This window comes from Enterobacter cloacae complex sp. FDA-CDC-AR_0132, from assembly GCF_003010695.1.
Classification (GTDB): domain Bacteria; phylum Pseudomonadota; class Gammaproteobacteria; order Enterobacterales; family Enterobacteriaceae; genus Enterobacter; species Enterobacter ludwigii.
The window spans coordinates 1208061-1225800 of record NZ_CP027618.1 but is presented as its reverse complement, the minus strand read 5'-3'; the positions used below and the strand labels follow the sequence as shown (position 1 = coordinate 1225800).

The following is a 17740-nucleotide window of genomic DNA, read 5'->3' as shown; positions in this document are numbered from 1 at the left end:
GGCACGTTTTTCTGGAGCCGCCATGATTCTGCTGATTGATAACTACGATTCCTTCACCTGGAACCTTTACCAGTATTTTTGTGAACTGGGTGCAGAGGTGATGGTCCGCCGCAACGACGACATCAGCCTGGCCGAAATCGACGCGCTTGCCCCGCAGAAAATCGTTATCTCGCCGGGGCCTTGCACGCCGTCGGAATCGGGCATTTCGCTGGATGTCATTCATCATTACGCCGGTAAGTTGCCCATTCTTGGCGTCTGCCTGGGCCACCAGGCCATTGGGCAGGTGTTTGGTGCCACCATTGTGCGCGCCGCCAAAGTGATGCATGGCAAAACCGCGCCGGTGACCCATACCGGCACGGGCGTGTTTACGGGACTTAATAATCCGCTTACCGTGACGCGCTACCATTCGCTGGTCATTGACCCGTCAACGCTGCCGGAATGCTTTGAGGTTACCGCCTGGAGCGATACCCGGGAGATCATGGGGATCCGACATCGTGAATGGGACCTCGAAGGGGTGCAATTCCACCCGGAGAGTATCCTCAGCGAGCAGGGACACCAGCTGCTGGCAAATTTCCTCAATCGTTGAATAGTGGTTGCCTTACTGTGATTTTTTATGCATATTTTGTGATTATATTTTCACAATCACTGTGACATAAAATGGATGGTCATGACATGGCAACTGAACAATCTGCAATTACCCGCGCGACATTCGATGAAGTCATTCTGCCGATTTATGCACCGGCTGAGTTTATCCCGGTAAAAGGGAAAGGCAGCCGAGTCTGGGATCAGCAGGGGAAAGAGTATGTTGATTTCGCCGGTGGGATTGCGGTGACGGCGCTGGGTCATTGCCATCCTGCGCTGGTAGAGGCGCTGAAAACCCAGGGGGAAACCCTGTGGCATACCAGCAACGTCTTTACCAACGAACCGGCGCTGCGTCTGGGCCGTAAGTTAATCAGCGCGACTTTCGCCGAACGCGTGCTGTTTATGAACTCCGGTACCGAAGCGAACGAAACCGCCTTCAAGCTGGCGCGCTACTATGCCTCCACGCGTCACAGCCCGTACAAAACCAAAATCATTGCTTTCCACAACGCCTTCCACGGTCGCTCGCTGTTTACCGTTTCCGTCGGCGGACAGCCAAAGTATTCCGACGGTTTTGGACCAAAACCGGCCGATATTATCCATGTGCCGTTTAACGATCTCCATGCGGTAAAAGCGGTAATGGATGACCACACCTGTGCGGTGGTGGTGGAGCCGATCCAGGGAGAAGGCGGCGTAACGGCTGCCACGCCTGAGTTCCTGAAAGGGCTGCGCGACCTGTGCGATGAGCATCAGGCGCTGCTGGTATTTGATGAAGTGCAGTGCGGGATGGGCCGTACCGGCTCCCTGTTTGCCTACATGCATTACGGCGTGACGCCGGATATTCTGACCAGCGCCAAAGCGCTCGGCGGCGGCTTCCCGGTCAGTGCGGTATTAACGACGCAGGAGATTGCCTCCGCGTTCCACGTGGGTTCCCACGGTTCCACATACGGCGGTAACCCGCTGGCGAGTGCCGTCGCGGGTGCCGCGTTCGACATTATCAACACCCCTGAGGTTCTGAGCGGCGTCAACGCGAAGCGTGAGCTTTTCGTGAAGCATTTGCAGCAGATTGATGACCAGTATGACGTCTTCAGCGAGATCCGCGGGATGGGGTTACTGATCGGCGCGGAGTTGAAGCCACAGTACAAAGGCCGCGCGCGCGATTTCCTGCACGCCGCCGCCCATGAAGGGGTGATGGTGCTCAATGCCGGGCCGGACGTGATGCGCTTTGCGCCGTCGCTGGTGGTCGAAAATCAGGACATTGAAGACGGGTTAAACCGTTTTGCCGCGGCGGTCGCGAAGATCGTAAACGCTTAAGACTCCGTTCGCGTTAAGCGACGGGTTAACCATATCCCGTGGTGAGGGCGCTGACGCCATGCTACCGACGAAATGGTGTGCATGGTGTTCAGATGCCCGAGAACGCGCTGCAGATGCTGCTCCAGGGTACTCATTGGCCCGTGGGTGAGCGTCTCTGGCGCCTCCAGAATGTTCGAATCCCCTGACTCGCCAGGCGCGTCATACTCGAGTCGCTGCTGACACCGCTGCAGGGCAATCTCACACGACTGCAGGTAGCGCTGCGCCAGATCGGGCGTCAGCATCGTATGTTCCCGCGCCAGCGTGGTCATGGCGTTGATATGCTCAACGATAAACTGGCTGTGCGTCACCCAGAGCTTCATGTCCGCCAGATAGTGCGAGTTAAAGCCGGGCTCCTGCATCGCCTGATTCAGCGAGTTAAACAGGGCGTTATGCGCCTGGTTGACCTTCATCCGTTGATACGCCAGCGGGGAGGGCTGCGGGTCGTCACTCAGGATCAGGCGAATGGCCTGCTGGTCGGCCTCCAGCGCATCATGGGCGTTCTGTCTGAGCAGCCCACTTTGCCACTGAGGCCACAGCCAGACCATGCCGCCAAAGGCAATCAGGCAGCCGATCAGGGTATCGACCAGCCTGGCGATAATAAACTGCTCGCCGTTGAGCGTGAGCAACTGCAGGGTATACACCGCCGTTACCGTAAAGCCCACCATCGCCCAGCCGTAGTTTTTGCGAATGATCAGGTAGCTCACCATCGTGATCACCAGCATCCCTGCCAGCGTATAGCCTTCCGGCACGTGAAAGTGCAGCGTAACGCCCGCAATGATCAGCCCCGCCATCGTTCCGCCTGCCCGGTGCAGAATGCGCACCCGCGTCGCGCCATAGCCGTTCTGGGTGACAAACAGGATGGTCATTAAAATCCAGTACGGTTTGGGCAGATGCAGCGCCATGCCCATCAGGCTGGCAATGCTCAGCATCACGCTAATTCGCGCGGCGTTGCGCAGGGCAGATGATTTAAGAGAGAGGTAGCTTCTGAGCGCCGGCAGCAGCGGCAGGCGTTTTTGTTTGTCGGCCATCAGGTCGCGCGGATAAAGCGGACGCTGGGTTCGTAACACGCGGGCGATACGGCTGAAGTGCCAGGCGGCAAACTGACCCACCGGGTTGTCTTCATGCTGACGGGCAATCTTCTCCAGCGCGCCGAGCTGTTTGTCCATGTTAAAGCGCGTGGGGTAGCGGTGATACAGAATATCGTCAGCCAGCACCCGAAGGCGCGCGGAGACGGTTTGCGCGTTCCAGCGGATCACCGCTTCGGCATGGCTGCGCTCGACCAATTTTTGCACCTCCTGCGGCTGGTGCAGGCTCACGGAGATATGCTCCTGTAAGTCCAGCCCCACCTGGAAGACGCGCAGCAGCCGCTTATATTCGTGGTTCTTATTGGCGGCGAGCATATGCAGCTGCTGATAACACTGGCTTATCAGGTCCACCACCTTTTGCTGACGCGTCAGCAGCGGCGGCAGTGATTTTTCTGGATCGGTATGCTGGGTGAGCAAGGTGTATTTGGCTTCACAGTAATCCGCCAGCTGCACGTAGAGCAGGCTCAGGGATTCCCGCAGCGGCTGTTCCCGCCACAGCCAGAACCAAAACCAGTTAAACAGCCCGTACCACAGCGTACCGAGGGCGTAGATCAGCAGCGGCTCCCACACCGGCATGTTGCCCGCAAGGCTCAGCGTGAAGATGGCGGCAATCAGCGACGCGGGAAGCAAACGCGCGTGCAGTGAGCTGATTTCAGCGGTTACGCCCAGGGTCATCGCCAGGACGGTGAGGATCAGCGGCAGCGGGATATCGCGGGCCAGCAAAAGCTGCACGGCGAGGCTACAACCCGCAAACAGCGAGCCGCCCACGATCAGCCGTTTGAAAAAGCGCTTATGCGGTGTATCCAGACCGGCAATGTTGCAGCAGGCGGGAACGAGAGAGAAGAGCAGACCTTGCTGAAGATGGCCCAGAATCAGGCCCACGGCCACAGGAAGGCACAACACCAGCGTTTGTCGCAGTGCGTAGTTAACTTCCGGGTGATAAATCAGCCTGCGCCACATGGGGAATAGAGACAAAAACGGCGTGACACCTTGCGATGGCACGCCGTTTGAGCGGAATTAACGCGTTCCGTAAACCACGATGGTTTTACCGTGTGCGGAGATCAGGTTCTGATCTTCCAGCATTTTCAGAATACGGCCCACTGTTTCACGGGAGCAACCGACAATCTGACCGATTTCCTGACGGGTAATTTTAATTTGCATGCCATCAGGGTGAGTCATCGCATCGGGTTGTTTCGCCAGATTCAGCAGGGTCTGAGCGATACGGCCGGTCACGTCCAGGAAGGCGAGGTTACCCACTTTCTCAGATGTCACCTGCAGACGGCGCGCCATCTGCGAAGAAAGACGCATCAGGATGTCAGGGTTAACCTGAATCAACTGACGGAATTTCTTGTAGGAAATTTCAGCCACTTCACATGCTGTCTTTGCACGAACCCAGGCGCTACGTTCCTGGCCTTCTTCAAACAGGCCCAGTTCACCGATGAAATCGCCCTGGTTCAGATAAGAAAGGATCATCTCTTTCCCTTCTTCATCTTTGATCAGCACTGCCACCGAGCCTTTGACGATGTAATACAACGTTTCCGCTTTTTCACCCTGGTGAATCAGCGTGCTCTTCGATGGGTACTTATGAATGTGGCAATGAGACAAGAACCATTCGAGAGTCGGGTCTGTTTGCGGTTTGCCAAGCACCATGCGCTGTTATCCTCTGTTATAAGCTGTCACCAGAGTCATAAGATGCATCCGGACTCTGGGGTTGCAATCGAATTCTTACCCATACCCTGGGAAGTCGGCTATCGTAACGTTTCGCAGCCAGTAAAGTTTGATGTCCTCTGCATACATGTGTAACGTCAATGTATTACTGTAGCATCCTGAGTGTTTTAGCATAGCTTTCGCCGCGTGTCTCCTGGTGTCTCGCTTCAGCATGACGCAGGTCGCCTTCCATTGCGAGAAATGTAACGCACGCGTAATCTGTCACCAAAAATGCAACGTTGGAGTGAGTGAATATGCAAGCGCGTGTGAAATGGGTTGAAGGTTTAACGTTCCTGGGCGAGTCCGCTTCAGGACACCAGATTTTGATGGATGGTAACTCCGGCGATAAAGCACCAAGCCCAATGGAAATGGTGCTGATGGCAGCAGGTGGATGCAGCGCAATTGATGTGGTGTCGATCCTGCAAAAAGGCCGTCACGATGTGACCGACTGCGAAGTAAAACTCACCTCAGAACGCCGCGAAGAGGCACCACGCCTGTTCACCCACATTAACCTGCATTTCATCGTCAGCGGGAAAGAACTGAAAGACGCGGCGGTCTCACGCGCGGTCGATCTTTCAGCGGAGAAATACTGCTCGGTCGCGTTAATGCTCGAGAAAGCGGTAAAAATTACGCATTCGTATGAAGTGATCGACGCCTGATATTGGGGGGCATCGTTCACCCCGATACCCTCACCGAAACCCTCTCCCACGCGGAGAGGGAAAATCATCAGGCGATTTTCTTCCCTTCTATCAACCGCTGTACCAGCGGCATCATAATTAATTCCATTGCCAGCCCCATTTTTCCGCCCGGAACCACTAACGTATTCATGTGCGAAATAAACGAGCCCTGCAGCATCGCCAGCAGCCAGGGGTAATCAATGCCGTCGAGATTGCGGAAATGGATAACCACAAAGCTCTCATCCAGCGACGGGATACTTTTGGCCGCGAACGGGTTAGAGGTATCGACTGTCGGTACGCGCTGGAAGTTGATATGCGTGCGGGAGAACTGCGGCGTCAGGTAAGTAATGTAGTCTTCCATGGAGCGCACGACGGAATCCATCACCGCCTCGCGTGAATGGCCGCGCTCGCTGATGTCACGCGTCAGCTTCTGGATCCACTCAAGGTTCACGATGGGCACCACGCCAACCAGCAGATCCACGTGACGCGCCACGTCATGCTGCGGCGTCACCACGCCACCGTGCAACCCTTCGTAAAACAGGACGTCGGTTGGTTCCGGCAGCGGTTGCCAGGGGGTAAAAGTGCCTGGCACCTGGTTCCAGGGAACGGCTTCATCGTAGGTGTGCAGATATTTGCGTGACTGCCCCTTGCCGCTCTGGCCGTACTCCTGAAAGGTTTGCTCCAGCAGGCCGAAGTCATTGGCCTCCGGGCCGAAGTAGCTGATGTGTTTACCCAGATCGCGCGCCTTGCGGATAGCCATATCCATCTCTGGGCGCGTGTAGCGGTGAAAGCTATCGCCTTCGACCTCCGCCGCACGGAGATTCAGTTGGGCGAAAATCTTACGAAAAGCGAGGCTGGTCGTGGTGGTTCCCGCACCACTCGAACCCGTAACGGCAATAACCGGATGTCTGGCAGACATAGCAACTCCCTGACTGGAAAGGTTTAAAGATCAGCCATGAAACGCGTTGCGGGGCATGATATTGACCGTCTCATGCAGTTCAGACCATACCAGCACCACGTCGCCGCTTTTGAGCTGGCGCTTCACATCGTTGACCTTTTGCTCAAGCGAACGTTCATGTTCACCATAATCGGTACCTTCGCGCAAGACAAAGCTTTCAATCAGATTATCGAGCGTTTCGGGGGAGAGATCCTGCCACGGAATAATCATTTTGCACCGTCCAGATAAGGGGTAAGCCAGTCAGGAATACGCGACTCCAGCCACATTTTCGGGCGACGCAACGTTCCACCGATGAACCCCACGTGACCACCATGCTCTGTCAGCTGGTAGTGAACGTTGGCAGGCAAAAATTCCTGCGCGGGGATAGAGTGATGATCCATAAACGGGTCATCTTTGGCATGAATGATAAGCGTCGGTTGCGTGATCTTACTGAGCAGCGGCATGGCGCTGCACTGACGATAGTAGTCAATCGCATCGGCAAAACCGTGAATTTTGGCGGTGATCAGATCGTCGAATTCGCGGATGCGACGGACCTTTTTCAACTGACGCAGGCTCACCGGCAGCGTATCCGGATAGGCTTTCAGCTTGCGCGCCGCGTTGGCTTTCAGCAGGTTGAGCAGGTAACGCTGATAGACCCGGGAAAAGCCTTTCTCCATATGGTAGCTGCACTGCTCCAGCATAAAGGGCGCGGAGACAATGACGGCCGCCTCCAGCGGCACGGTGTCGCCCTCTTTTGCCAGCAGGCAGGCCAGCATATTGCCGCCCAGCGAGTAGCCCACGGCCGCTGTCGGGACGGTACCAAAGTTTTCCCGTAACCAGTGTAAAAACCAGGTGCCGTCTTCGGTTTCACCCGAGTGATAGATGCGCTTCTGGCGATTCGGTTCGCCGCTACAGCCGCGAAAGTGCATCACCACGCCGAGCCAGCCCCGCGCTTTGGCTGCCTGGATGAGCCCGTGTGCATAGGGGCTGTGCAGACTGCCTTCCAGACCGTGAAAGACCACCAGACGCGGCTTGTGGCGCGCCTGTTCTGGCTCTTCGCTCCATGCCAGGTCCAGAAAGTCACCGTCCGGTAAGTCCAGCCGTTGCCAGTGCGGCGTGAACTGAACCTTACGGCGGATGAGTCGCGGCAGCATGGTCTGCAGATGGCAATTGGCCACGCCGCGCATGGGCACGAACTCGGTGCTGTCTTCGGCGATGATGTCGAAGTCTGATGGAATGATTTGGCTCATAACGGCGATGCTAATTCTTGTCAGTTATTTTCTATTCTTTCCGAATTGTACCCCGTTTAGCCTGGTTTTCCGAAACATGAACTGATCTCGATCACAAATATTTACCTTGATTATTACTCTCAGGCTAATGATTCCGCCCTGCGCTTAATTGATGGCTTCCTCGCCACAGCGCACACTTTACTCAACGTTAAGCAAATCAGAATGATGTGCTGAATCAGGAGGTTAATAATGTTATCTGGGCAAACACCCACCCGGCAATGGAACACACGACGCACCGAGAAAGCGCGTCGTCTGGCCTCCGTACCGGTGCAGGGCAAGGTACTGCCAACCGGCGATCTTGTCGCCATGCTGGAAAAACTGATCGCGCCTGGCGACAAAGTCGTTCTGGAAGGTAATAACCAGAAGCAGGCCGATTTCCTTTCACGCTCGCTGGCTGAAGTGAACCCGCAAATCGTGCATGACCTGCACATGATTATGCCAAGCGTGGGCCGTAGCGAGCATCTGGATATCTTTGAGAAAGGTATCGCCCGCAAGCTGGACTTCTCCTTCTCCGGTACCCAGAGCCTGCGCATCTCGCAGCTGCTGGAAGATGGTCAGCTCGAAATTGGCGCTATCCATACCTACATAGAACTCTATTCACGTCTGTACGTGGATCTCTCGCCAAACGTGGCGCTGATTGCCGGCTTTAAAGCGGACCGAAAAGGTAATCTTTATACCGGCGCAAGCACCGAAGATACCCCCGCGCTGGTGGAAGCGGCTGCATTCCATGACGGCATTGTCATCGCACAGGTGAATGAGCTGGTGGACGACGAATGCGACCTGCCGCGCGTTGATATTCCCGGCTCCTGGATTGACTTCGTGGTGGTGGCCGACAAACCGTTCTTTATCGAACCGCTGTTTACCCGCGACCCGCGTCTCATCAAACAGGAACATATCCTGATGGCGATGATGGCCATTAAGGGCATTTATGCGGAACATCAGGTGCAATCCCTGAACCACGGGATTGGTTTCAATACCGCGGCGATTGAACTGCTGCTGCCGACCTACGGTGAACAGCTCGGCCTGAAAGGCAAAATCTGTAAACACTGGACCCTTAACCCGCACCCAACCCTGATCCCGGCGATTGAAAGCGGCTGGGTGGAAAGCGTGCACTGCTTCGGCGGTGAGCTGGGGATGGAAGAGTACATTCGTGCACGTCCGGATATCTTCTTTACCGGTGCCGACGGCTCTATGCGTTCCAACCGCGCTTTCTGTCAGCTGGCAGGCCAGTACGCCGTTGATATGTTCATCGGGTCAACCCTGCAGGTTGACGGGTATGCCAACTCCTCAACCGTGACCCGTGGTCGTCTCTCTGGTTTCGGCGGTGCGCCAAACATGGGCCATGACCCGCATGGTCGTCGTCATGCCACCCCGGCCTGGCTGAACATGATCACCGAACCTGATCCGATGCAGCGCGGTAAAAAACTCGTCGTCCAGATGGTGGAAACCTTCCAGGCAGGCGTGAAACCGACCTTTGTGGAAAAACTCGATGCTGTTGACGTTGCGAAAGCGTCCGGGATGCCTCTGGCTCCGGTCATGATCTACGGCGACGACGTTACACATGTGCTGACGGAAGAGGGGATTGCTTACCTCTATCGCGCAGAAAGTCTGGAAGAGCGCCGGGCGATGGTTGCGGCCGTCGCGGGGATCACCGATATCGGTCTGGGCGTCGATGCCAAACGTGTGGCGCAGTTGCGCCAGAGCGGCAAAGTGGTTTACCCGGAAGATATGGGGATTCGCCGCACCGATGCCACCCGTTCTCTGCTGGCAGCAGGCAGCGTGTCAGACCTGGTTGAATGGTCTGGCGGTCTTTACAACCCACCTGCGAAATTCCGGAGCTGGTAATGAAACTTCTGCCCCAGATTCAGGTTGAAGGCGGTGCCGAATGGCTGGCGCGAACCGCCACGCAGTGTCTGATTGACGAAGCACAGTTAAGCCCGAAACCCGGTCTGGTGGACAGTCGGGGGAACGGCGCGCACCACGATCTGTCGCTCGCGTTGATGGAGCGTTCCGCGCGCAGCCTGACCCCCACGTTTCAGGCGCTGGCGCAACACAGCTGGCAGCGTCCGGCGGATATTGCGCTCAGGCAAACCATAGGGCGGCTCGGCCGTGAAGGTGAGCAGCAGATGATGGCGGCTACCGACGGTGTAAATACCCACCGCGGCGCGATTTGGGCGCTGGGGCTGCTGGTCAGTGCCGTGGCGATGCTCGGTGGCGATGCCAGCGCGCAGGCGGTAGCGAATACCGCGGCACAGCTGGCGAAACTGCCCGATGACGCGGCGCCGAAAGTGTTCAGCAAAGGGCTACGCGCCACGCGCCGCTACCGGGTTCCGGGCGCACGTGAAGAGGCCCAGCAGGCATTTCCACACGTGATGCAGCGTGCTCTGCCGCAGCTTCGTCTGAGCCGTCTTAACGGCAGCAGCGAAACGTACGCAAGGCTCGATGCGCTGATGGCCATCATGACGTCGCTTACCGACACCTGCGTGCTGTCGCGCGCCGGGATGGCGGGGCTGGAGGCCATGCAGAACGGTGCGCGTGCGGTGCTGAGCGCCGGAGGATGCGCGACATCCGCAGGCCAGATGGCGCTGGCGAGATTAGACCGTCACATGCTGGCACTCAATGCCTCACCGGGCGGAGCAGCCGACCTGCTTGCCGCCACGCTGTTTCTCGATCGCATCGAAACGCCTTATTCAAAGCATTAAGAGGATGTTATGGAAAAAATCACATTAACCATGCCAGCGAGCCGCGCGTTAAGCGGCAAAGCGCTCGCAGGGGTTGTTGGTTCCGGGGATATGGAGGTGCTGTTTGCCGCCGAACCGGGCCAGACGTTAACCATTGATATCACCACGTCCGTCGACAACAGCCGCGGTCGCTGGGAGGCGTTGTTCAACCGCCTGCACACCGTCAGCAGCCTGCCTGCAGGAAAACTGACGATCCACGACTTTGGCGCGACGCCGGGGGTGGCACGCATTCGTATCGAACAGGTTTTTGAAGGGGTGAGCCATGCGTGATGATCGGAGTTTTATTGAATTAAAAGCTCGCCAGCGTGCGCAGGCATTGCTGGACGACGGGAGCTATCGCGAACTGCTGGATCCTTTTGAAGGCATTATCTCCCCGTGGCTGGGGCCGCAGGGCATCGTTCCTCAGGCCGATGACGGCATGGTGGTCGCCAAAGGCACCCTCAACGGTCAGCCTGCGGTAGTGGTGGCGATCGAAGGTGCGTTCCAGGGCGGCAGTATGGGCGAAGTGTCTGGCGCCAAAATGGCAGCGGCGCTGGAGCTGGCGGCAGAAGATAACCGCAACGGGATCCCGACGCAGGCGGTACTGTGTCTCGAAACCGGCGGCGTGCGGCTGCAGGAAGCCAACCTGGGCCTGGCGGCCATTGCCGATATTCATGCGGCAATTGTTGACCTGCGTCGTTACACCCCGGTGGTCGGGATTGTGGCCGGGACCGTGGGCTGCTTCGGTGGGATGTCTATCGCTGCTGCACTGTGCAGTTACCTGATTGTCACCCGCGAAGCGCGTCTCGGTCTGAATGGTCCTCAGGTTATCGAGCAGGAAGCGGGAATTGAAGAGTATGACTCCCGCGACCGTCCGTTTATCTGGAGCATGACCGGTGGCGAAGTCCGCTATGAAAGCGGCCTGGTGGATGCGCTGGTTGGCGATGGCGTGAACGCGGTGAAAGCGGCGATGAACGACGCGATTGCCAAAGGCGTGCCTGCAAAACATCGCACCGATAACTATGACGATTACCTGAACCGTCTGACGAATTTCGACACCCGCAAACAGGCCGATGCCGAACAGATTAAAGCGCTCTTTGCCCGGGAGGTGAAATGATGACTAACTCAGTAAGCCGTGGCGAACTCTGGCTGCAAACGCTCGCGCCGAACGCCAGACGCCTGGAAGGGTTATGCCCGTCCGTACAGGCGGCCGATGGTGAACTTAACGGTGAAACGGTACGTTTTGTTGCCGTGGTACCGGATGCCAACAACCACTTCCCGCGCGCGGCGAAAGGGGAAGTCGGTCTGCTGGAAGGCTGGACGCTGGCGAAAGTGGTGAGCGAAACCGTTGCCGCCGATGCCAACAGCGCCGTGAAGCGCCCGATCGTGGCGGTGATTGATGTGCCAAGTCAGGCCTATGGCCGTCGTGAAGAGGCATTTGGTATTCACCAGGCGTTGGCCGGCGCGGCGGCGGCCTATGCTAACGCGCGTCTGGCCGGTCATCCGGTGATTGGGCTTATCGTTGGTAAAGCGATGTCCGGCGCGTTTCTGGCGCACGGGTACCAGGCAAACCGCCTGATTGCCTTTAACGATAAAGGCGTGCTGATCCATGCCATGGGTAAAGAGTCTGCGGCGCGTATTACGCTACGTACCGTGGATGCGCTGGAAAAACTGGCGGCAACGATCCCGCCAATGGCCTATGACATCAGCAACTACGCCACACTGGGGCTGCTTTCCAACCTGCTGGACATCAGCAACCCGGATGCCCCTTCTGAAAACGATCTGACGCAGGTGAAAACCACGCTGCAACAGGCCATCCATGACGCTCGTCAGGACAACACCCTGAAAAACCGTCTCGGTGCTGACAATCGCCGCAGCTCTGCCCTCGTACGCGAACGCATGCGGGCAAGCTGGTAAGTAAAAAGAGACCTGCCAGATGCACTCCCCGCGGACGTAACCGTTACGTCCGCGCGGGAACCTGCATCCTGAAAATAATAATCATCGCGCCAGTGCTTAAACTTTTTTACTACAGGTGAATTATGACTTACGTAATTGTTCATGCTCTTGCACCGATTTTCGTCATCATGCTGCTGGGATTCTGGGCCGGTAAGGCAAAGATGGTCGATAACAAAAATGTCTCCCTGCTCAATATTTTCGTCATGGATTTTGCTTTGCCTGCCGCGCTGTTCAGCGCCACGGTGCAAACCCCGTGGACCGGCATCGTAGCCCAGTCACCGCTGATTCTGGTGCTGACCCTGGCGATGTGGATAACCTACGCGGCCATTTACTTCCTCGCGACCAGCGTCTTTAAAAAATCCCCACAGGATGCCGCCGTGCTTACGCTGACGGTTGCGCTGCCAAACTATGCCGCGCTTGGCTTGCCGATTCTGGGCAGTGTGCTGGGTGAAAGCTCTTCAACCTCACTGTCCGTGGCGGTCTCTATTGCCTGTGGTTCGGTACTGATGACGCCGTTCTGCCTGCTGATTCTGGAACGTGAAAAAGCGCGTGCCGAAGGCAATAACTCCGGTTCAACGCTCTCGATGCTGCCGGTGCTGATGTGGCGCTCGATTAAAAAACCGATTGTGATGGGACCCCTGCTGGGTGTGATTTTGTCTGCTATCGGCATCAAAATGCCTGAACTTGTTCTGGCCGCCATTAAGCCACTGGGGCTTTCTGCAACGGCTGCCGCGCTGTTCCTGACTGGGGTGATCCTCTCTGCGCGTAAGCTGCAGATCAACACCATGGTGATTACCTCAACCGTAGCCAAGCTGCTGATCCAGCCTGCGATTGCCTGGGGTATCGTTCTGATCTTCGGTCTGCACGGCTCCGTGGCGATCACCGCTATCCTGATGATTGCGCTCTCAGCCGGTTTCTTCGGCGTGGTGTTCGGTAACCGCTTTGGCGTGCAGTCTCCGGATGCGGAAGCGGTGCTGCTGTTAAGCTCGGTACTGTGTATCCTGTCGCTGCCGCTGTTTATCTCGCTGACTTCAGGAATGTAATCATGACCACAACATTACGCCCTCACGACCTCATCTGGCTTAACGCGCGTGACGCGCTGGAAGGCATCACTGACGACTGGGTGGATGCGGTATGGCATACCGGTTTGCCGGTGGTCGTGCGGCGTGATGTTGATAACGCTGGCCGTATTCCCGTTGGCGTACGCGGTTTACGCCGCGACCAGCGGGCGGCCGGTTGGGTGAAGCCAGAAAAAGTCGTGCGGGTGGTCTCACCCGAGGCGTTGAGCGTGACCGCCGATCTTCTGCGTTCACCGTTTGTGACTCAGCCACCGGTGCAGGTGGCGTTGCAACTTTCTCAGCAGGCATGGCCGTGGACGTGGGGAATTACGGGCAGCACGGGCTACGCCCTGGCGACCGGTATTCCGGTCATTCATGCCGACAGCGATCTCGATTTGCTGGTGCGAGCCCCTCAGCCTCTGTCGGCTGACGCTTTTCGTGTCTGGGCGTCACAGCTCAGCCGCGCGTTATGTCGGGCAGACACCCAGGTCGACACCCCTGAAGGCGGCTTTGCGCTGACGGAGTGGCTGCGCGACGGCAAAACGTTGCTGAAGACCCGCCGTGGGCCACGTCTGGTGGCGGACCCGTGGCACAGGGAGGAGTGATGAAAATACTGTTTACCTTTCCAGGGCAGGGCACCCAGCATGTCGGTATGCTGCAAAACCTGCCTGGCACGACGCTGGAGCAGGCCCGCGAGGTATTGGGTGGCGAAGTCGATACGCTGGATACCGCGGCAGCGTTAACCCACACGCGAGCCGTTCAGCTTTCGTTGTTAATTGCCGGTGTTGCCTGGGCGCGTGAGCTTGAACAACGCGGCGTGGCACCGGATATCGTCAGCGGTCTGTCTATTGGCGCGTATCCGGCCGCGGTCATTGCCGGTGCGCTGGAATTTGCCGACGCGCTGAAGCTGGTCGCGCTGCGTGGCGATCTCATGGAGCAAGCCTATCCGCACGGTTATGGCCTGACCGCGATAATGGGTCTGACCCTGCCTCAGGTTGAAGCGTTGCTGGAAGGCACCGGAACGTATATCGCCAATCTGAACGCGGAAACGCAGATTGTGATCGCCGGCACCGATGAGGGGATGGCGCAGGTGGCGAAACGCGCGCTGGCAAAAGGGGCTAATAAGGCGCATCGGCTGACCGTCAGCGTGCCTTCCCATTGCGAGCTGTTGGCGGAGCCGGCGCACAAGCTGGTGGAGGCATTCACATCCGTCACGCTCACACGCCCGCGCTGTGCTTACCTGAGCGGCAGCACAGGACGCGTGCTCTGGACGCCTGAGAAAATCGCGGACGATCTGGCGATGAATATGGCGCGCACGGTGCGCTGGCAGGAAGCGGTGATTTCTGCCAACGAGCGTGAAGCTCGGCTGGCGATTGAAATGCCACCTGGCGGAGTACTGACCTGCCTGACGCGTCAGGCGGCCTGGGAAGGGGAGTCAGTTTCGCTGGAGCGCAGTGGTGTTGACGTGGCGGTACACCTCGCTAAGCGGCTACAGCGGTAGGGTCTGCGCAGGGTCGGGGGCGATACTGCGGGCATACATTCGCCCTTCGGCTGCCAGTGCCCGCAGGCTGGGGTCTTGCTCGCGGTTGCGGGCAAACACAATGGCAATCAACTGCTGCATCTGATACGGCTGGGCCAGCTTCAGTAGCTGTACTGAGTTCTCATACACTTTCTTCATTCTGCCTGGCATGAGCGTAAAGCCCACGCCCGCCTGCACCAGACTCAGCATCGAGAAAATGTCATTTACGCGGGTGACGATTTCCGGTTCGAAACCGGCAATATGAAACGCCTCCTGAAACCCGGCGTAGGTGGCAAACCCTTCCGACAGCGCGACAAACTTCTGGTCTTTGTAATCACGTAAGTCGGCAGGCCCGCTGGTGTTCAGCGTGGCAGAGGCTGGTGCGGCAAGAAAAATGTCGTCATGGAACAGGGGGAGCACTTCCAGACTGTTGCGATCGATATCGCTTTCGGAAATAGAGATGAGGATGGCGTCGAGCAAACCGTCGTCCAGCATACGCAACAGGGTCTCGTTAGAGCCCATCGTCAGGTCCATCTCCAGGTCCGGACGGCGCAGTTTCATCCCCATAATCAGGCGTGGCACGGTTTCCAGCGTCAGCGAGTAGAGCGTGCCGACGCGCAGTCGTCCCTGGCCAACGCCGGCCGTTTTGCGCGCTTCTTCCAGCCCGCGCGCCATTACCTGCATCACTTCCTGACAATATTCCAGCAGCGTCCAGGCCGAAGGCAGCGCAATGAGATTGCGACCTTTGTGCGTAAAGAGCGGGCAGCGCACATTTTCTTCGAGAGTATGCAGCGCGCGGTGCACGCTAACGCCGCTCAGGCCAAGCGCTTCGGCGGTACGGGCGATATTGCCCTTCTCCATAAAGGTCATGAAGATGCTGAGTTTACGAAATGTAATGTCGCTCGTGATATCGAAACTCATAACCCTCCCGGGGATTTAGTCGGCCTGCAGCATGGTTTCCAGCTGTTCCTGGGCGTCCAGCCACGCCATCTCGCACGCTTCGAGGCTGGATTTCGTCTTAGCCTGTGTCTGCAGGCAGTCGGTCAGTTCCGCCTTACGGCTCTGGTCATACAGACCGCTGTCGCCCAGCTTCTCTTCAACGGTAGCCAGCAGAGCGTTAAGTTTCTCCATCTCCTTTTCGAGACGGGCAATCTCTTTACGCAGCGGCTGGGTTTGAGTACGCAGTTCCGCTTCACGGCGCTTCTGGTCTTTACGCGCCTGGGCGCTGTTGGCGTTATCTTTCGACGAGTCGTCCGGCTGGTTTTCCTGCTTCTGCACGTCCGTTAGCCACTGCTGATAGTCTTCCAGATCGCCATCGAACGGCTCGACTTTGCCATCGTGCACTAAATAGAGATCGTCCGTTGTGGAGCGGATCAGGTGACGATCGTGCGAGACGACAACCAGCGCGCCTTCAAACTCAATTAACGCTTCGGTCAGCGCCTGACGCATGTCGAGATCGAGGTGGTTTGTAGGTTCATCGAGCAGCAGCAGGTTCGGACGCTGCCAGACGATAAGCGCCAGCACCAGACGCGCTTTCTCGCCGCCGGAGAAACGTTCGGTGTTTTCGGTGACTTTATCGCCCTGGAAGCCAAAGCCGCCAAGGTAATCGCGCAGCTTCTGCTCCATCTCCTGCGGCGCCAGTCGCGCGAGGTGCTGGATGGGCGATTCATCCGCGCGTAAGAATTCCAGCTGATGCTGGGCGAAGTAGCCAAGCTTAATGCCTTTTGCCAGGCCGATCTCGCCGCTGACCGGGTTAAGCTCGCCCGCCAGCAGTTTAATCAGCGTCGATTTACCGGCGCCGTTACGCCCCAGCAGACCAATACGTGAACCCGGCACCAGGTTGAGCTTGATGGAGTCGAGAATAATGCGATCGCCGTAGCCAGCGCTCACCTTTTCCATCTTCAGCAGTGGGTTCGGCAGGCTCTCGGGCTCGCGAAAACTGAAGTGGAACGGGTTATCGACGTGCGCCGGGGCGATCATCTCCATGCGTTCCAGCATCTTGATGCGGCTCTGGGCCTGCTTGGCTTTAGACGCTTTTGCCTTGAAGCGGTCAACAAAGCTTTGCAGATGCGCCACGCGCTGCTGCTGGCTTTCGTACATCGCCTGCTGTTGAGCAAGGCGCGTCGCGCGCTGGCGCTCGAATGAGCTGTAGTTGCCGGTGTATTCAAACAGGCTTTGCTGTTCGATATGAATGATTTTATCCACCACCGGGTCGAGGAAGTCGCGGTCGTGGGAGATCAGAATCAGAGTGCCCTGATAGCTCTTGAGCCACTTCTCCAGCCAAATAACCGCATCGAGATCGAGGTGGTTAGTGGGTTCATCAAGCAGCAGCAGGTCGGAACGGCAAATCAGTGCCTGCGCCAGGTTAAGGCGCATACGCCAGCCGCCGGAGAAGTCGCTGACGGGGCGTTCAAGCTGTTCGTTGCTGAAACCCAGACCGTGCAGCAGGCTGGAGGCGCGGGAGCGAATTGTCCATGCGTCGATGGCGTCCAGCTTACCGTGGACGGTGGCTATAGCATGACCGTCATTACGCTCGTTGGCGGCGTTCAGTTCAGCTTCCAGCTTACGGTATTCACGATCGCCGTCGATAACATAGTCGAGAGCGGGTTCGCTCAGGGCAGGCGTCTCCTGATTTACCCAGGCAAGCTGCCAGTTGCCCGGATAGGTAAAGTTACCGCCGTCAGCGCTAATCTCGTTTTTCAGCAGCGCAAGCAGGGTCGATTTTCCGCAGCCGTTTTTGCCGACCAGACCCACTTTTTGACCGGGATTGATGGTGGCGGAGGCGTTATCCAGCAGGACGCGCACGCCGCGGCGAATTTGTAACGAGGAGAAAACAATCATAGAAGCGCCGTATGTTCCG

Annotated in this window: 18 protein-coding genes; 11 read left to right on the top strand and 7 right to left on the bottom strand. The window is 57.5% G+C overall.

Annotated features, from left to right (window positions below; genetic code table 11):
• Nucleotides 1-22 precede the first annotated feature (22 nt).
• Both pabA and argD read left to right on the top strand, forming a co-directional pair.
• Nucleotides 23-586, top strand: a complete 564-nt coding sequence (pabA, locus tag AM379_RS06045; protein WP_032680156.1) for an aminodeoxychorismate synthase component 2 — start codon at nt 23-25, stop codon at nt 584-586.
• An 86-nt stretch (nt 587-672) separates the two neighbouring features.
• Complete coding sequence (gene argD, locus AM379_RS06040; protein ID WP_171032977.1) at nt 673-1893, top strand: bifunctional acetylornithine/succinyldiaminopimelate transaminase; 1221 nt, start codon at nt 673-675, stop codon at nt 1891-1893.
• Here the strand turns inward: argD and AM379_RS06035 are convergent.
• Together AM379_RS06035 and crp are read right to left on the bottom strand one after the other, a co-directional pair.
• On the bottom strand, nt 1890-3977 hold the full coding sequence (locus AM379_RS06035; RefSeq protein WP_020884592.1) for a YccS/YhfK family putative transporter: 2088 nt from the start codon (nt 3975-3977) through the stop codon (nt 1890-1892). The two genes, argD and AM379_RS06035, sit on opposite strands and share 4 nt — an antisense overlap.
• Nucleotides 3978-4034: 57 nt before the next feature.
• A complete protein-coding gene (crp, locus tag AM379_RS06030) occupies nt 4035-4667 on the bottom strand; it encodes a cAMP-activated global transcriptional regulator CRP (RefSeq protein WP_000242758.1) in 633 nt (210 codons plus the stop codon).
• A gap of 311 nt (nt 4668-4978) precedes the next feature.
• Between crp and AM379_RS06025 the strand changes: the two genes are divergently transcribed.
• Entirely contained in the window at nt 4979-5383 is a 405-nt protein-coding gene (locus tag AM379_RS06025) for an OsmC family protein (protein ID WP_025202873.1), read from the top strand.
• 67 nt (nt 5384-5450) lie between these two features.
• Here the strand turns inward: AM379_RS06025 and AM379_RS06020 are convergent, their stop codons facing one another.
• Genes AM379_RS06020 through AM379_RS06010 form a run of 3 tightly spaced genes read right to left on the bottom strand, consistent with a single transcriptional unit; the run spans nt 5451 to nt 7588 of the window.
• Nucleotides 5451-6320, bottom strand: a complete 870-nt coding sequence (locus AM379_RS06020; protein WP_014171927.1) for a phosphoribulokinase — start codon at nt 6318-6320, stop codon at nt 5451-5453.
• 30 nt (nt 6321-6350) lie between these two features.
• On the bottom strand, nt 6351-6569 hold the full coding sequence (locus AM379_RS06015; RefSeq protein ID WP_003861664.1) for a YheU family protein: 219 nt from the start codon (nt 6567-6569) through the stop codon (nt 6351-6353).
• Entirely contained in the window at nt 6566-7588 is a 1023-nt protein-coding gene (locus tag AM379_RS06010) for a hydrolase (RefSeq protein ID WP_106503533.1), read from the bottom strand. Before AM379_RS06010 ends, AM379_RS06015 begins: the two co-directional genes overlap by 4 nt.
• A 228-nt stretch (nt 7589-7816) precedes the next feature.
• Here AM379_RS06010 and mdcA point away from each other — a divergent pair, with 228 nt between their 5' ends.
• From mdcA to mdcH, 8 genes are all read left to right on the top strand, one after another.
• On the top strand, nt 7817-9472 hold the full coding sequence (gene mdcA, locus AM379_RS06005) for a malonate decarboxylase subunit alpha (protein WP_014171924.1): 1656 nt from the start codon (nt 7817-7819) through the stop codon (nt 9470-9472).
• A complete protein-coding gene (locus AM379_RS06000; protein ID WP_020884594.1) occupies nt 9472-10329 on the top strand; it encodes a triphosphoribosyl-dephospho-CoA synthase in 858 nt (285 codons plus the stop codon). Before mdcA ends, AM379_RS06000 begins: the two co-directional genes overlap by 1 nt.
• Nucleotides 10330-10338: 9 nt before the next feature.
• On the top strand, nt 10339-10638 hold the full coding sequence (gene mdcC, locus AM379_RS05995) for a malonate decarboxylase acyl carrier protein (RefSeq protein ID WP_020884595.1): 300 nt from the start codon (nt 10339-10341) through the stop codon (nt 10636-10638).
• Nucleotides 10631-11464 (top strand): biotin-independent malonate decarboxylase subunit beta, encoded by an 834-nt coding sequence (locus AM379_RS05990; protein ID WP_014171921.1) that lies wholly within the window; start codon nt 10631-10633, stop codon nt 11462-11464. Before mdcC ends, AM379_RS05990 begins: the two co-directional genes overlap by 8 nt.
• Entirely contained in the window at nt 11464-12264 is an 801-nt protein-coding gene (gene mdcE / locus AM379_RS05985) for a biotin-independent malonate decarboxylase subunit gamma (protein ID WP_032670503.1), read from the top strand. Before AM379_RS05990 ends, mdcE begins: the two co-directional genes overlap by 1 nt.
• Nucleotides 12265-12386: 122 nt before the next feature.
• Complete coding sequence (locus AM379_RS05980; protein ID WP_014171919.1) at nt 12387-13346, top strand: AEC family transporter; 960 nt, start codon at nt 12387-12389, stop codon at nt 13344-13346.
• A gap of 2 nt (nt 13347-13348) precedes the next feature.
• Nucleotides 13349-13966, top strand: coding sequence for a malonate decarboxylase holo-ACP synthase (locus tag AM379_RS05975; RefSeq protein WP_059306250.1), 618 nt, complete (start codon nt 13349-13351; stop codon nt 13964-13966).
• The gene (gene mdcH / locus AM379_RS05970; RefSeq protein ID WP_020884598.1) at nt 13966-14862 is read left to right on the top strand and encodes a malonate decarboxylase subunit epsilon; all 897 of its coding nucleotides are present in this window, start codon (nt 13966-13968) and stop codon (nt 14860-14862) included. The genes AM379_RS05975 and mdcH overlap by 1 nt, the downstream gene beginning before the upstream one ends.
• Here the strand turns inward: mdcH and AM379_RS05965 are convergent.
• Together AM379_RS05965 and AM379_RS05960 are read right to left on the bottom strand one after the other, a co-directional pair.
• The gene (locus tag AM379_RS05965) at nt 14851-15801 is read right to left on the bottom strand and encodes a LysR family transcriptional regulator (RefSeq protein ID WP_047355660.1); all 951 of its coding nucleotides are present in this window, start codon (nt 15799-15801) and stop codon (nt 14851-14853) included. The genes mdcH and AM379_RS05965 overlap by 12 nt on opposite strands.
• 15 nt (nt 15802-15816) lie before the next feature.
• Nucleotides 15817-17721: an ABC transporter ATP-binding protein gene (locus AM379_RS05960; protein WP_014171915.1), complete on the bottom strand. Its 1905-nt coding sequence runs from the start codon at nt 17719-17721 to the stop codon at nt 15817-15819.
• Nucleotides 17722-17740: the final 19 nt, after the last annotated feature.

Coding starts and splice junctions, on each gene's coding strand:
- mdcA (WP_014171924.1), top strand. CDS start 7,817: ATGTTATCTGGGCAAACACCCACCCGGCAATGGAACACACGACGCACC.
- AM379_RS06025 (WP_025202873.1), top strand. CDS start 4,979: ATGCAAGCGCGTGTGAAATGGGTTGAAGGTTTAACGTTCCTGGGCGAG.
- AM379_RS06000 (WP_020884594.1), top strand. CDS start 9,472: ATGAAACTTCTGCCCCAGATTCAGGTTGAAGGCGGTGCCGAATGGCTG.
- mdcE (WP_032670503.1), top strand. CDS start 11,464: ATGACTAACTCAGTAAGCCGTGGCGAACTCTGGCTGCAAACGCTCGCG.
- AM379_RS05980 (WP_014171919.1), top strand. CDS start 12,387: ATGACTTACGTAATTGTTCATGCTCTTGCACCGATTTTCGTCATCATG.
- argD (WP_171032977.1), top strand. CDS start 673: ATGGCAACTGAACAATCTGCAATTACCCGCGCGACATTCGATGAAGTC.
- AM379_RS06010 (WP_106503533.1), bottom strand. CDS start 7,588: ATGAGCCAAATCATTCCATCAGACTTCGACATCATCGCCGAAGACAGC.
- AM379_RS05975 (WP_059306250.1), top strand. CDS start 13,349: ATGACCACAACATTACGCCCTCACGACCTCATCTGGCTTAACGCGCGT.
- mdcC (WP_020884595.1), top strand. CDS start 10,339: ATGGAAAAAATCACATTAACCATGCCAGCGAGCCGCGCGTTAAGCGGC.
- AM379_RS05990 (WP_014171921.1), top strand. CDS start 10,631: ATGCGTGATGATCGGAGTTTTATTGAATTAAAAGCTCGCCAGCGTGCG.
- AM379_RS06035 (WP_020884592.1), bottom strand. CDS start 3,977: ATGTGGCGCAGGCTGATTTATCACCCGGAAGTTAACTACGCACTGCGA.
- AM379_RS06020 (WP_014171927.1), bottom strand. CDS start 6,320: ATGTCTGCCAGACATCCGGTTATTGCCGTTACGGGTTCGAGTGGTGCG.
- crp (WP_000242758.1), bottom strand. CDS start 4,667: ATGGTGCTTGGCAAACCGCAAACAGACCCGACTCTCGAATGGTTCTTG.
- pabA (WP_032680156.1), top strand. CDS start 23: ATGATTCTGCTGATTGATAACTACGATTCCTTCACCTGGAACCTTTAC.
- AM379_RS06015 (WP_003861664.1), bottom strand. CDS start 6,569: ATGATTATTCCGTGGCAGGATCTCTCCCCCGAAACGCTCGATAATCTG.
- mdcH (WP_020884598.1), top strand. CDS start 13,966: ATGAAAATACTGTTTACCTTTCCAGGGCAGGGCACCCAGCATGTCGGT.
- AM379_RS05965 (WP_047355660.1), bottom strand. CDS start 15,801: ATGAGTTTCGATATCACGAGCGACATTACATTTCGTAAACTCAGCATC.
- AM379_RS05960 (WP_014171915.1), bottom strand. CDS start 17,721: ATGATTGTTTTCTCCTCGTTACAAATTCGCCGCGGCGTGCGCGTCCTG.